Below are 12,899 nucleotides of genomic sequence, written 5' to 3'. Positions count from 1 at the left end.
CGGGGCGCAGCGGTCAGGGGCGCAGCGGTCAGGGGCGCAGCGGTCAGGGGCGCAGCGGTCAGGGGCGCAGCGGTCAGGGGCGCAGCGGTCAGGGGCGTAGCCCGTCAGGGGCGCAGCGGTCAGGGGCGCAGCGGTCAGGGGCGCAGCTCGGCGATGCAGCACTTGACGCTGCCGCCGCCCTTCTTCAGCTCGGCCAACTCCACCGGCACCGGGGTGTACCCGGCCGCCTTGAGCTTCCCGGCCAGCCGGGTCGCCTCGCTGTTGAGCACCACGTTCGCCCCGTCGCTGACCAGGTTCAGGCCGAAGGCCAACGCGTCCTCGTCGTCGGCGAGCACCGCGTCCGGGAAGAGCTGGGTGAGCACCCGCTGGCTGGCCGCCGAGAAGGCCCCCGGGAAGTACGCGACGTTGCCGTCGTCGATCGAGGCGAGCGCCACGTCCAGGTGGTAGAAACGCGGGTCGACCAGGCGCAGCGACACCACCGGGCGGCCCAGCGCCTCCTGCGCCTCGGCGTGCGCCGGCAACTCGGTGCGGAACCCGTGCCCGGCGAGGACCAGCCCGCCGTGCGCCTCCGGCAGGTAGGCGAAGTCGCCCTCCCCCTCGTTGGTCTCGCTCGGCGCGATGAAGTGCCAGCCGTGTTCCTGGTAGAACGCCCGGTGCGCGGCGGCCTCGGCGGCCCGCTGCTCGTGCTTGAACTGCGCGCCGTAGACCGTCCCGTCCACCACGAAGGCACCGTTGGCCGCGAAGACCATGTCCGGCAGCCCCGCCTGCGGGGTCAGCACGTGCACCTCGTGCCCGAGCCCGACCAGCGTGTCCCGCAGCCGGTCCCACTGTTTGACCGCCAGCACGACGTCGACACCGGTGGTGACGTCCATCCACGGATTGATGGCGTACTCGACCGCGAAGTGCTCCGGGGCACACATCAGATATGTCCGCTTTCGCGGGGCGCGCTGCTGGTTCACGGTCACCAAGGGTAGGTAGCGTAGAACGTTGGTAACAGCCACAACCATTGCTTCCACGAGGCGGAACGTTGCAGATAGACGCGGTCGACCAGCGAATCATTGCGTTGCTCGTGGCGGACGCCCGAACCTCGTACGCGGACATCGGCAACCGGGTGTCACTCTCCGCTCCTGCGGTCAAGCGACGGGTGGACCGGCTGCGGGCCACCGGGGTGATCCGGGGCTTCACCGCCGTGGTGGACCCGGCCGCCGTCGGCTGGACCACGGAGGCGTTCGTCGAGTTGTTCTGCGCCGGCCGGACCACACCCACCCAGCTCGGGGTGGCCGCCCGCCGGCACCCCGAGGTGGTCGGCGCCTACACCGTCTCCGGTGAGGCCGACGCGCTCGTGCACCTGCGGGCCGCCGACATCTCCCACCTGGAGGAGGCACTGGAACGGCTCCGGGCGGAGCCGTTCGTCACCTCCACCCGGAGCACCATCGTGCTGTCCCGACTGGTCGAGTCGCCCGGCGTCGGCCCGTCCACCCCCTGACCGCCCGCGCCGCCCATGCCGGCCGCGCCGCCCATGCCGGTCGGGCCGGTCGGGCCGCACCCGGCGGCGCAGCCAGCAGCCGGGCAGCAGCACGGCGGCGCAGCGGCAGGCCGGCGGCGGCGCGGTTGTCTGGTGGGCGGAGGATCAGAGGTACATGCCGGTGCGGTGTTCGCTGTCGCCCCGGCCCGGCTTGTCACCCTCGCCGAAGAACCGCTTCCCGCCGAACTCACCGTGCAGCCGGTCGTCCAACTCGTCGGCGAGCCCCGTCATCACCTGCACCGCCAGCATCAGGTGGGTGGCCTGGAAGTTGCGCCCGAAGACCGGGATGGACGCCCACACCGTGTCGTCGGCGCAGTACAACCGGCCGATCGGCATCCGGTTGGTCAGCTCGGAGAGTTTCACGTACAGCCGCTCGGTCGGCTCGACCTCGGTCAGCACCGGCGAGAAGACGTCGACCAGCGGCGGGTTGTCCCGCACCCGGACGAAGACCATCGCCGACCCGGCCCGGATGTTGATGTCGCCGTCGGAGTCGATCTGAAGGTGGTCGGAGGTCGACTTCAGCATGGTCGACACCACCGTGCGGACCCGTTCGGGCAGGTCCAGGACCTCCTGCTCACCGTTCTGGGCGCTCGCCGCAGCGGCCAGTGCCTCGTCGAGGTCGGCCTCGACGTCCTGGTCGGGGCCGAACTCGCTGCGCGCGGTGCCGAGCGCCTCGATCGGCAACGACTCCCCCTCGGCGTCCTGACTGAGATAGACCAGGAAGGCCGGGTGCGGTGCGCCGTACACGTCCCGCAGGGTGCGGGAGAGCAGCCCGGCCAGCTTGCTGGCGTCGTCGGCCACCCCGTCCAGGCCGAAGTGTTCGCCGGAGCCCGCCACCACGCCGGGCGGCGACCAGCCGAGCGCGATCATGTCGGCCACCGCCGCACGGTCCAGCCGGAAGCCCTGCGGCAGGGTGGCGTTACCCACCGCCCGGGCGGAGATCCGGCCCCCCTCACCGACGCTCACGCTGATCGAATAGACCGCGTCACCCGTGCCGGAGGCGGTCGGGTCCAGAGTGAGTTCGAGCTGCGCCCCGGCGGGCAGCTCACGCAGCCGCGCGGCCAGCGCCCGGGCGAACTCCCGCCACGCCTCGGTGACCTTGGCCCGCAGATCGGCCGTGCTCGGCTCGTCCAGCAGGACCGAATCGTGGTGGTCGTGGTGCGCCGGCGAGGTGCCGGGCTGATCACCGGTCGGCTTCGAGGGGTGGTCCGCCGTCATGATCGCCTCCGTCCGTCAAGGTCACCCTACCCAGGCGGGCCGGAGAACGAATCCACCGCGACCGGCATCGGACACCGTCACCGACGATCGTGGCGGCGAGAGATCACGACGTGACGGGTCACCGGTGGGGCGGCCGGCCAGCCGGCCACGACGCTCGTTGCCGGGCCGCTCAGGGTGCCGGCGGTGCCGACCGGCCGACCTCGGACGCCAGCCGGTCGGGACGCTCACCGCCCAGCTCCACCGGCCACTGGGCGGCCAGTCCGCTGAGCCGGGCCGCCGCCGCTGCCGGGTCCGCACCGCGCCCGACCGCCACCCCCAGCAGGTACGCGGTGACCGGCGCACCCGGCCGCAGCACCTGGTGGGCGACATCCCGGGCCAGGTCCAGCACGGTCGGCACCGACACCTCGGCCGGGTCGAGACCCAGCTCGGCGCAGGCCGCCGTCACCCAGTCGTCCAGCACGGTCATCGCGTCCACTCCTCCGCCCGGCGAATGTCGGAGTCAGTGTCGCAGTCGAACCACGGTGGCGGGCCGGCAGCGGACCAGACCAACTCGCGTACGGTCAGCTCACCCAGGAGTTCCCGCATCGACGCCCCGGCGAGGGCTTCGGCTCCCCCGCCGCCGCCGGCCCGCCCGGTGCCCCGGACGCCCCCGGCCCCGCCGGCCGTTCCGGGCAGCTCGGCGTTGCCGGGCAGCTCCGCGTTGCCGGGCAGCTCCGCGTTCCCGGGCAGATCCGCGTTCCCGGGCAGATCCGCGTTCCCGGGCAGATCCGCGTTCCCGGACAGGTCCGCGTTGCCGGCAGCACCGGCGGTGCCGAGCAGCTCCGCGATCCCGGCGGCCCCGACACTCCCGGCGGCCCCGGATCGGCGGGTGGCTACCCGGGCCAGCGCGGCGTGCAGCGACGGCACCCGCCACACCCCGCACAACGGTTGCCGCCGGCCCCGGTCGTCGAGGAGACAGACGCCGTCCGGTGCCTCCGGGCCGGACCCGGCGGCGAGCGCGTCGAGTAGCACGCCGACGGCCGGGCGGGTGAGCAGCGGCAGGTCGGCGGCGAACAGGGCGACCACCGTCGTACCCGGGTGGAGCAGGGCCAGTCCGGCGGCCGTCGCGGCCACCGGGCCACCGCCCGCCGGCTCCTCCCGGGTCACCAGCACGTCGACCGGCAGCGACCCGCCCGGCCCGACCAGCACCCGGGGCGTGGCGTCAGCAACGGCGGCGAGCACCCGGTCGCGCATCGACAGCCCGTGCACCGGCACCGCCGGCTTGTCCCGCCCACCCATCCGGCGGGCCGCACCACCGGCCAGCACCACCGCCGCGTACGCCGTCATCCGGTCACGGTAGCGGTCCGGTTCCCACCCGGCCCGGCCATCGTGAGCCGGTCCCTGCCCTCCCCGGTCGATCCTGTCGCGTTCCACGGTCGCCGGGGCCGGCACCGGGTGCCCCGCCGGACGGGCACCCGGCAGGCCGACGGGGTCACCGGCCGAGCATGCGACCGCGCAGCCAGGGTGGTCACCGTGCGGGAGGCCGGGTGGGCGGGGCAGGATGGCGGGATGGGACGGGCCACTGACCGGCGGAGCGTGCTCCGGATCGACCTCGACGCGGCGGACGACGCCCGGGTGGCGCTGCGCCGGCCCGACACGCTCGCCGTGGAGGAACCGCTGGAGATCCGGGTCGGTCCGGGTGGCCCGGGTCGACGCCGCCCGCTGGCGGTGACCATGCGTACCCCCGGTGACGACCTCGACCTGGCCATCGGTTTCCTGCTGACCGAAGGGCTGATCCGCAGCGACGCCGACGTGCACACCGCCCAGCTCTGCTCCGGGGTGGAGACACCGAACACGTACAACGTGGTCGACGTGGTGCTCTCCCCCGGCGTGCCGGCACCGGAGACGGACCCGACGCGCAACTTCTACACCACCAGTTCCTGCGGGGTGTGCGGCAAGGCCAGCATCGACGCGGTGCGTACCCGGTCCCGTTTTCCCGTCGCGGACGACCCGCTCACCGTGCCGGCGAAGCTGCTGGCGGAGCTGCCGGACCGGCTGCGCGCCGCGCAGCGTGCCTTCGACCGCACCGGCGGCCTGCACGCGGCGGGCCTGTTCACCCCCGACGGTGAGCTGGTGGTGCTGCGCGAGGACGTCGGCCGGCACAACGCCGTCGACAAGGTGATCGGCTGGGCGGTGCGGCAACGGCGGCTGCCGCTCGCCGGGCACCTGCTGATGGTGTCCGGCCGGGCGAGTTTCGAGCTGACCCAGAAGGCGTGGATGGCCGGGGTACCGCTGCTGGCGGCGGTCTCCGCCCCGAGCACCCTCGCCGCCGACCTGGCCGACGAGGCGGGCCTGACCCTGGTCGGTTTCCTCCGTGGTCGCACCATGAACGTCTACACCGGCGCGCACCGCATCACCCCCTGAACCCCGCAATTCCTGCCCCGGGCGGCGGCTCAGGCGCGGGCGGCGGCTCAGGCGCGGGCGGCGGACCGGTCGATGCGGTTCGGTCGGTGGCGGGTGCGGCGTGCGGCGGGCGGCGCGGGTCGGTGGCCCGGGTCGGTGGCGGGTGCGGCGGGTGGCGGGTGGCGCGGGTCGGTGGATGTCCGGCGGTGGATTGTGGAGAGTTCTTGTCGCCAGGGCCGCAACAATTCTCCACAATCCGCCGGCAGCCGCTGCCGGTTCCAGCGGCGGCACGGCGATCCGGCAGCGGAACGGCGACCGGGAGAGGGATCAGCGGTCCGGCGGGCGGACCCAGGTGAGGAAGCGGTCGGTCACGTCGATCCGGCGACCGTTGTCGAGTTGCGTCAGGTGTTCGGTCGCCTCCGCCGACAGGCTGGCCAGCAGGGCGAGCAGTCCGGGCCGGTCGCCGTCGTACCTCGCGAGGAGGGCGAGTTTCGCCTCCCCGCACGGCCACGGCCCCGCATCGATCCGGCACAGCCAGATCGGCCGCAGCGGCGTGTGCCGGCCGGGCAGCGGCCCGGTCATTGTGTCCCCGCCGACCGGGCCGCCCGCCCTCGGCCGGGCCGCGCGTCCCGGGGGACCGCCGTGCCCCGCCGCGAGACCGGCGCCCCACCCCGCCGGGCCGGGGGAGCCGGGACGGTCCGGGTGGGGGCGCGGTCCGGCTGCGGGGTGGGCCGGCGCGCACCCGCCGGCATCAGGAACAGGGTCCGCCGCCGCACCGCTTCGCCGACGGCATTCAGCTGGTACGCGTCGATCCACACCCACCCGTCGTACGTGTGCCAGTCGGTCAGCACCCGGATGACCCGGACCGTGATCGGCTGGATGAACTGCACGCTGGCGGTACGTGACAGGTGCAGCACGTCTCCCGACCTGATCTCCGGCGGAGTCACCGGGGCCCCTGGTTCGGGCTGAACGCCCAGCGGTGCGTCGGCACGACGCCGGTCATCCGCCCCGGCCCCCGGTACGGCGGGACGAACGGCCCGATCGGTCCGGGCACGATCGGGCGCGCGGGCGGTCCGGGGTCGGGCGCGGGCTTCGGGTCGGGTACGGGCTTCGGACTCTGCTCGGGTTTCGGCTTCTCCCTGGGCACGGGGTCTCCTCTGCGTCGACGTGGAGGAGGGGCCGTCCCGCCCTCCCACGGGACGGCCCCTCCGGCAGACGCCGTCGCCAGCCCTCGACCACTACCGACAGCGCCGCCCCGAATAGACCTTGCCCAGGGTTGCGGATCGATGACACCGCGTAGCAGTCTGTACCGCAGACATTCGGGACGTTCGCTCGGAGGAGCGTGGATGAATCGGGCAGTTCAGAGAGCGATGGCTGCGGTTGGCGAGACCGCCGAGAGCCTCGCCTCTCAGATCGGAGTTGATCCGAAGACGGCAGCCCGGTGGGTGAACCAGGGACGGATTCCCCAAACGCGCCACTGCGCCAAGGTTGCCGAGATCCTGCGTAAGGACATTGAGGAACTTTGGCCGGACATTCTGAAGAAGCTCGAGCCGGCTTGGTTCAGACCATGGGCCGAGATCGAGCGGGAGGCGTCCGGCCTGCGGTGGTTCGAGAATGCCGTTCTGCCGGGCGTACTCCAGACTCCTGATTACGCCCGCGCCATCATCGCCAGCGGACCGCTCGCCGCCGATGCCGAAGATCACGTGGAATCTCGCCTACAACGGCAGGCGGCCGTGCTCGACCGAGCACGACCCCCTTTGCTCGTATTCGTGATCGACGAGGCAGCTCTACGCCGGGGAACCCCAGACGTCATGACTGCCCAGTTGGACCACCTGGTAGAGCTTGCCCAGCGACCGAATCTGATGGTCCACGTCCTGCCGCTACGCGCCGGGCTGCATCCAGGCCAGGCAGGACCCTTCATCATCGCGAACACACCGGAGGGTGAAGAGGTCGGCTATCTGGACGATCAGGCCGCAGGACGCATCACCAAGGACGTTGCTTCCCTTTGGGAGGTCTGGGATACAGTCAGGTCGGTAGCGTTGCCGCGCGACCAGACCATCGAATTTCTGAGGGCACGATCATGGATGAGCTGACCGGCGCGCGCTGGCGTAAGAGCAGCCGCAGCAGCTCCAATGGTGGAGCTTGTGTCGAGGTCGCCGACAACCTTCCGGGAACGGTCGCGGTCCGTGACTCCAAAGACCCCCATGGGCCGGCTCTGACGTTCACACCGACGTCATGGCACACGTTCGTCGCCGGGCTGACTGGCCGGGCTTGATCTTCTGGTCCACCGTGGACCGAGACCCCTCGGCCTCGCAGGAGCATTCTTCCGTCTTGAGTCGGGCGATATGACGCGGAACAGAGCCATCAGCCGGGATATCAGCAGCCCGGCCGATTACCTGCGAGAGGCGGCGGGGCAATGGACCTGACTGATGCGCGGTGGAGGAAGTCCACCCGCAGCGGTGCGAGCGGCGGAAACTGTGTCGAGGTTGCCGACAACCTTCCCGGCGCGGTCGCCGTGCGGGACTCCAAGGACCCGGACGGGCCGGCCCTGACGTTCGCCCCGACCTCGTGGCGCACGTTCGTCGCCGGGTTGGCCGATCGCGCCTGACCACGTCTGCCCGGCGAAATGCCTGCCCCGAGGTTCGGGGCAGGCATCTCGCGTCAGGGGACGACCCGGTCTCCCAGCCCGGACCTACCCGACCCGATGGAGAGCCCTTCGTCCGTCGTCACGGTCGGGGCAAGATTCACCGTCTCGCCGCCGTCGTCGCCGGTCGACCGTGGCTGCCCGCCAACATGTCACCGACAGCCTTATGACTCAGAGGCATAAATATGACTGCTGGGCATAGTCATCTCGGCGAACACATACCCCCGACCGACAGGACGCCGTAGTCCCGGGTAGCGAGAGCGGAAGGCCGCAGCGCCGCGCCGCTCGCAGCGCAGCCAAGTCAGCACAGCCGAGACAGCACGGCCGAGACAGCACGGCCGAGACAGCACGGCCGAGACAGCACAGCCGAGTTTCAGCACGGCCGAGACAACGCAGCCGAGTCAGCGAGGCCGGCGGGGTCGACGACGGCGGCGGCGCAGCACTCCCGGCTCGGTCACGGCCGGCCAGCCGTCCAGGTCGGACGGCGGCACACCGCGCCGGAGCAGGTCGTCGAGGATCTGGGCGAGGGTGTAGTCGGGGCGGAGGCTCAGCGCCCATTCCAGCGCCACGGCGGCGAGCGCGCCCTGGCCGGCCCGCCAGGCGGCGAAGGCGAGCAGGCAGGCGGGGGCGGGGACCAGCTCCTCCTCGGTGCGGCGCAGCACCTCGCTCCAGAAGGCGATGTCCTCCTCGCGCCCGTCGGTGCGTTCCCATGCGTGGTCGCGTACCGGCAGGTGGGTCAGGAGCAGGGTCAGCCAGGCCACCTCGTCGTCGGTGAGCCGGTCGCCGCGCCGGTGCCGGCGTTGGGCCTGCCGTACCGCTGCCACGCCGGCTCTGCGGATGGCCCGTTCGCCGAACTCGTCGGTGGCGGGGGCCGCCTCCAGCAGGCCCAGCAGGCGTTGCTCGGCGCGGTCTCCGGCTTGGCGCAGGGCGACCCGGTCGACGCCCTCGGCGGGGGCCACCTGGGCGGCGAGCGCCGCCCGGTCGGGGAGGGCCACCTGACCGGCGTAGACCGCAGCGGCGGCGACCTGGCTGGCCTCCGGGTCGTACGGGGTGCCGTCGGGTGGGCAGCAGTCCGGCGCTTCGCAGAGGTACGACCAGTAGCGGCGGTCGGTCACCCGCAGCGCGTCGAGCACGGGCAGCCCGATGTCGTCCAGCGCCGACCGGACGGCGTCCACCGCCGGGGTGACCCGTTCGGGCGGGCCGAACCCGATGACCGTGGTGGATTCGGCGTCCTGCCGGCCGATCACGTCGCCGAGATGTCGCGCCGGCAGGGCCGGGTCGGTGCCCGACTCGGGCAGGTCGGCGCGGGCGGCGAAGACGATCCGCCGGCCCCGCATCGCCACCACCACGATGCTGTCGACGGGGTGGAAACCGATCAGGTAGGGCACTGCGGTGATCAGGTCGGCGGGCGAGCGGACGGTGAGCCGGGGGCGGTCGGTCGCGTTCATGTCCGGCAGCCTGCGGCGGGCAGGGTCAGCACCGACAGGCCCTGTGGACGACACGCGGGTTATCCACAGATACGGACGGTAGTCGTGCAGGTCACCGCGATCCGGGAGGCGACGCGGCCCACCGGGGTCGGTCCGAGCGGCTACCTTGCGCTCATGGACCTGGCGTACCTGCGGGCGCACCCGGAGCACCTGCCCACCTTCCTGACCCACCAGCGCATCCGGGAGACCCCGGTGGCCGGCGGGGACAGCTGCGCGGCCTCCCGGTTGACCCTGGACGACGGCCACTCGGTCTTCGCCAAGACCTGGCCGGAGCGGGCCGGTCGACCGGTGCCGGAGGGCTTCTTCGACACCGAGGCCGCCGGGTTGCGCTGGCTGCGCGAGGCCGGCGCGGTGGCCGTACCGGAGGTGGTGGTGGCGCTGCCGGAGCTGCTGGCGCTCGACTGGGTCGACCCCGGCGAGCCGACGCCCGACGCGGCCGAGCGGTTCGGTCGGGAGCTGGCCGGCACCCACCGGGCCGGCGCCGACCGGTTCGGGGCGCCCTGGCCCGGGTTCATCGGCACCCTCGGGCAGGACAACACCCCTGACGACGGGCCGTGGCCGGACTGGTTCGCCCGGCGGCGACTCCTGCCGTACCTGCGGATGTCGGTCGACGGCGGTGCGCTCGACGGCCCGGACGCCACGCTGGTGGAGCAGGTGGTGGCGCGGGTCGGCGAGTTCGGCGGCGACGAGCCGCCGGCCCGGCTGCACGGCGACCTGTGGCCGGGCAACCTGCTCTGGGGCGCGGACGACCGGGTGTGGCTGGTCGACCCGGCGGCGCACGGCGGTAACCGGGAGACCGACCTGGCCCAGCTGGCGCTCTTCGGTGGTCCGCCGCACCTCGACCGGATCATGGCCGGCTACCGGGAGGCGTGGCCGCTCGCCGACGGTTGGCCTGAACGGGTGCCGCTGCACCAACTGCACCTGCTGCTCGTGCACACCGCGCTGTTCGGCGGGGCGTACCGCGATGCGGTCGTCGGTGCCGCCCGAGCGGCGCTGCGGGGTGTCGGTCGCGCTACGGTCGACGGGTGACCGCCGCCCCGACGACCGCCGGCGTCCTCGTCGACCGGTACGGCCGGATCGCCCGGGACCTGCGCGTGTCGCTGACCGACAAGTGCAACCTGCGCTGCACCTACTGCATGCCGGCCGAGGGGCTGCCCTGGCTGGCCGGGTCGCAGCTGCTCACCGACGCGGAGATCGTGCGGCTGGTCGGGGTCGCGGTGCAGCGGCTCGGGGTGACCGAGGTGCGGTTCACCGGGGGCGAGCCGCTGATCCGACCGGGGCTGGTCGGCATCGTCGCCGCCGTGGCCGCGCTCACCCCCCGCCCCCGGATCTCGTTGACCACCAACGGTCTCGGCCTGGACCGGCTCGCCCCGGCGCTGCGCGACGCCGGGCTGGACCGGGTGAACGTGTCGTTGGACACCCTGGACGCGGCCCGGTTCGCCGCGTTGACCCGACGGGACCGGCTGGCCGACGTGCTCGCCGGGCTGGCCGGGGCCGCCGCCGCCGGGCTCGCCCCGGTGAAGATCAATGCGGTGCTGATGCGCGGGGTCAACGACGACGAGGCACCGGCGCTGCTGCGGTTCGCCCTCGACCACGGTTACGAGCTGCGGTTCATCGAGCAGATGCCGCTCGACGCCCAGCACGGCTGGGACCGGGCCACGATGGTCACCGCCGACGAGATCCTGGCGTCGCTGGCCGCCGACTTCGCCCTCACCCCCGACCCGGCGCACCGGGGCGCCGCCCCGGCCGAGACCTGGCTGGTCGGCGGCGGCCCGGCCCGGGTCGGGGTGATCGGCACGGTGACCCGGCCGTTCTGCGGCGACTGCGACCGCACCCGGCTCACCGCCGACGGCCAGCTCCGCAACTGCCTGTTCGCCACCGAGGAGTCCGACCTGCGGGGCGCGCTGCGGGCCGGCGCGGACGACGTCGACATCGCCCGCCGCTGGCAGGCCGCCACGGTGGTCAAGCGGGCCGGGCACGGCATCGACGACCCGACCTTCCTGCAACCCGTCCGGCCCATGTCGGCGATCGGAGGCTGAGGTGGACCTCACCGTCCGGTACTTCGCCGGGGCGCGGGCCGCCGCCGGCCGCAGCGAGGAGACCGCATCCGCCGGCCGGCCGCTGGACGAACTCCTCGGTGAACTCGCGCACCGGCACGGCCCCCGGCTGGCCGCGGTGCTCCAGGTGGCGAGTTTCCTGGTCGACGGCGTCGCCTGCCATGATCGGCAGACGCCGTTGCCGGCCGGGGCCACGATCGACGTGCTGCCTCCCTTCGCGGGCGGCTGAGGAAGGGCTGCCGTGTTGGCGATTCTGGGGTTCGTGGGCACGCTCGCCCTGATCACCGGCCTGATCCACTTCTACCTGTGGAAACGGCTGGTCAAGGACACCACCGGGCCGGGCCGGTGGCGCCGGGTCGGCACGGTCGTCGCCCTGCTGCTGGCGGTGCTCGTCCCGGCGACCATGGCCGGCACCCAGATCGCCGGGGCGTTCTGGCTGGCCTGGCCCGGTTACCTCTGGCTCGCGGTGATGTTCTACCTGCTGATCGTGCTGGTGGTGCTGGAAGTGCCGATGGCGGTGACCCGGCTGGTGCTGCGACGGCGCAGCACCGCCGCCGAGGCCACCACCGCCGCCCCGGAACCGGCGCTGGTCGGTGCGGCCGGCAGCGCCGACCCGCCGGCCGCCGAGGCCGTGGACCGGCCCGACCATGACGAGTCCCGCCGGTTGCTGCTCGCCCGGGGTGCCGCCATCTTCGCCGGGCTCACCGCCGCCGGCATCACCGGGTACGGGGTCCGCTCCGCGCTGGGACCGCCACAGCTCGACCGGGTACGCATCCCGCTGGCGAAGCTCCCCCGCAGCATGGACGGCCTGCGCATCGCCACCGTGTCGGACATCCACCTCGGTCCGCTACGCGGTCGGGTGCACACCGAGCGGATCGTCGAGATGATCAACCGGTTGGACGCCGACCTGGTCGCGGTCGTCGGTGACCTGGTCGACGGCTCGGTCGCCGAGCTGGGCGAGGCCGCCGAGCCGCTGCGTGACCTGCGTTCCCGCTACGGCAGTTTCTTCGTCACCGGCAACCACGAGTACTACTCCGGGGTCGAGGAATGGGTGGCCGAGGTCGACCGGCTCGGCCTGCGGGTGCTCCAGAACGAGCGACAGGAGATCCAGGCCCGGGGCGGGGTGCTCGACCTGGCCGGGATCAACGACGTCACCGCCGACGGCACCGGCGTCGCCGGCCCTGCCGACTTCACCGCCGCGCTCGGCGGCCGGGACGTCAACCGCCCGGTGGTGCTGCTCGCCCACCAGCCGATCGCCGTGCACGAGGCGGCGAAGTTCGGCGTCGACCTGCAACTGTCCGGGCACACCCACGGCGGTCAGCTCGCCCCGTTCAACCTGGCCGTCAAGCTCCAACAGCCGGTGGTCTCCGGGCTCGGTGAAATCGACGGCACCAAGGTCTACGTCACCAACGGGGCCGGTTTCTGGGGTCCCCCGGTCCGGGTCGGCGCACCGCCGCAGGTGACCCTGGTCGAACTGCGCGCCCCGTGACCTGCCCGGATGGCCGGAAAGCCCGGCTCATACCGCGTCCGGCCGCAGTAGTCCAGCACCGGATTGCCCTCCTCACGCGTACGCGTGGCGGCAGGCG

At 73.1% G+C, this 12,899-nt stretch carries 16 protein-coding genes; 9 read left to right on the top strand and 7 right to left on the bottom strand.

Annotated features, from left to right (window positions below; translation table 11 throughout):
- Positions 1-134: 134 nt before the first annotated feature.
- Positions 135-968, bottom strand: a complete 834-nt coding sequence (ddaH, locus tag AB0B63_RS15810) for a dimethylargininase (protein WP_357018900.1) — start codon at positions 966-968, stop codon at positions 135-137.
- A gap of 59 nt (positions 969-1,027) precedes the next feature.
- On the opposite strand from ddaH, the gene AB0B63_RS15805 reads away from it, so the two are divergent.
- Complete coding sequence (locus AB0B63_RS15805) at positions 1,028-1,486, top strand: Lrp/AsnC family transcriptional regulator (RefSeq protein ID WP_208565114.1); 459 nt, start codon at positions 1,028-1,030, stop codon at positions 1,484-1,486.
- A gap of 144 nt (positions 1,487-1,630) precedes the next feature.
- Here the strand turns inward: AB0B63_RS15805 and AB0B63_RS15800 are convergent, their stop codons facing one another.
- From AB0B63_RS15800 to AB0B63_RS15790, 3 genes are all read right to left on the bottom strand, one after another.
- Positions 1,631-2,743 carry a hypothetical protein gene (locus tag AB0B63_RS15800; RefSeq protein WP_208565115.1) on the bottom strand — a complete coding sequence of 371 codons (1,113 nt, stop codon included), beginning with the start codon at positions 2,741-2,743 and terminating at the stop codon, positions 1,631-1,633.
- A gap of 169 nt (positions 2,744-2,912) precedes the next feature.
- On the bottom strand, positions 2,913-3,209 hold the full coding sequence (locus AB0B63_RS15795; RefSeq protein WP_208565116.1) for a DUF6457 domain-containing protein: 297 nt from the start codon (positions 3,207-3,209) through the stop codon (positions 2,913-2,915).
- The gene (locus AB0B63_RS15790; protein ID WP_357018894.1) at positions 3,206-4,069 is read right to left on the bottom strand and encodes an NTP transferase domain-containing protein; all 864 of its coding nucleotides are present in this window, start codon (positions 4,067-4,069) and stop codon (positions 3,206-3,208) included. The genes AB0B63_RS15795 and AB0B63_RS15790 overlap by 4 nt, the downstream gene beginning before the upstream one ends.
- Positions 4,070-4,291: 222 nt before the next feature.
- Between AB0B63_RS15790 and fdhD the strand changes: the two genes are divergently transcribed.
- Positions 4,292-5,146, top strand: a complete 855-nt coding sequence (gene fdhD, locus AB0B63_RS15785; RefSeq protein WP_357018891.1) for a formate dehydrogenase accessory sulfurtransferase FdhD — start codon at positions 4,292-4,294, stop codon at positions 5,144-5,146.
- 306 nt (positions 5,147-5,452) lie between these two features.
- Here the strand turns inward: fdhD and AB0B63_RS15780 are convergent, their stop codons facing one another.
- Both AB0B63_RS15780 and AB0B63_RS15775 read right to left on the bottom strand, forming a co-directional pair.
- Complete coding sequence (locus tag AB0B63_RS15780) at positions 5,453-5,707, bottom strand: flavin reductase (protein ID WP_357018888.1); 255 nt, start codon at positions 5,705-5,707, stop codon at positions 5,453-5,455.
- Entirely contained in the window at positions 5,704-6,057 is a 354-nt protein-coding gene (locus AB0B63_RS15775) for a hypothetical protein (protein WP_357019186.1), read from the bottom strand. The genes AB0B63_RS15780 and AB0B63_RS15775 overlap by 4 nt, the downstream gene beginning before the upstream one ends.
- 414 nt (positions 6,058-6,471) lie before the next feature.
- Here AB0B63_RS15775 and AB0B63_RS15770 point away from each other — a divergent pair, with 414 nt between their 5' ends.
- The 3 genes from AB0B63_RS15770 (at position 6,472) to AB0B63_RS15760 (ending at position 7,733) form a co-directional block, all read left to right on the top strand.
- Entirely contained in the window at positions 6,472-7,218 is a 747-nt protein-coding gene (locus tag AB0B63_RS15770) for a Scr1 family TA system antitoxin-like transcriptional regulator (RefSeq protein WP_357018885.1), read from the top strand.
- Entirely contained in the window at positions 7,206-7,400 is a 195-nt protein-coding gene (locus AB0B63_RS15765; protein WP_208565123.1) for a DUF397 domain-containing protein, read from the top strand. The genes AB0B63_RS15770 and AB0B63_RS15765 overlap by 13 nt, the downstream gene beginning before the upstream one ends.
- A 141-nt stretch (positions 7,401-7,541) precedes the next feature.
- The gene (locus tag AB0B63_RS15760; protein ID WP_357018882.1) at positions 7,542-7,733 is read left to right on the top strand and encodes a DUF397 domain-containing protein; all 192 of its coding nucleotides are present in this window, start codon (positions 7,542-7,544) and stop codon (positions 7,731-7,733) included.
- Between the two features lie 437 nt (positions 7,734-8,170).
- On the opposite strand, the gene AB0B63_RS15755 is transcribed toward AB0B63_RS15760, so the two are convergent.
- Entirely contained in the window at positions 8,171-9,217 is a 1,047-nt protein-coding gene (locus AB0B63_RS15755; protein ID WP_357018879.1) for a DUF4192 domain-containing protein, read from the bottom strand.
- A gap of 153 nt (positions 9,218-9,370) precedes the next feature.
- On the opposite strand from AB0B63_RS15755, the gene AB0B63_RS15750 reads away from it, so the two are divergent.
- From AB0B63_RS15750 to AB0B63_RS15735, 4 genes are read left to right on the top strand one after another with little or no spacing between them, the layout of a single operon-like run.
- Positions 9,371-10,285, top strand: a complete 915-nt coding sequence (locus AB0B63_RS15750; RefSeq protein WP_357018876.1) for a fructosamine kinase family protein — start codon at positions 9,371-9,373, stop codon at positions 10,283-10,285.
- Positions 10,282-11,295, top strand: coding sequence for a GTP 3',8-cyclase MoaA (gene moaA, locus AB0B63_RS15745; RefSeq protein WP_357018873.1), 1,014 nt, complete (start codon positions 10,282-10,284; stop codon positions 11,293-11,295). The genes AB0B63_RS15750 and moaA overlap by 4 nt, the downstream gene beginning before the upstream one ends.
- A gap of 1 nt (position 11,296) precedes the next feature.
- On the top strand, positions 11,297-11,542 hold the full coding sequence (locus AB0B63_RS15740; RefSeq protein ID WP_088643614.1) for a MoaD/ThiS family protein: 246 nt from the start codon (positions 11,297-11,299) through the stop codon (positions 11,540-11,542).
- A 12-nt stretch (positions 11,543-11,554) separates the two neighbouring features.
- Positions 11,555-12,802, top strand: coding sequence for a metallophosphoesterase (locus tag AB0B63_RS15735; RefSeq protein ID WP_357018869.1), 1,248 nt, complete (start codon positions 11,555-11,557; stop codon positions 12,800-12,802).
- Positions 12,803-12,899: the final 97 nt, after the last annotated feature.

Origin of the sequence: Micromonospora sp. NPDC049081 (genome assembly GCF_040648835.1) — a bacterium.
Taxonomy (GTDB): domain Bacteria; phylum Actinomycetota; class Actinomycetes; order Mycobacteriales; family Micromonosporaceae; genus Micromonospora; species Micromonospora antibiotica.
This window is presented reverse-complemented; position numbering and strand designations above follow the sequence as displayed.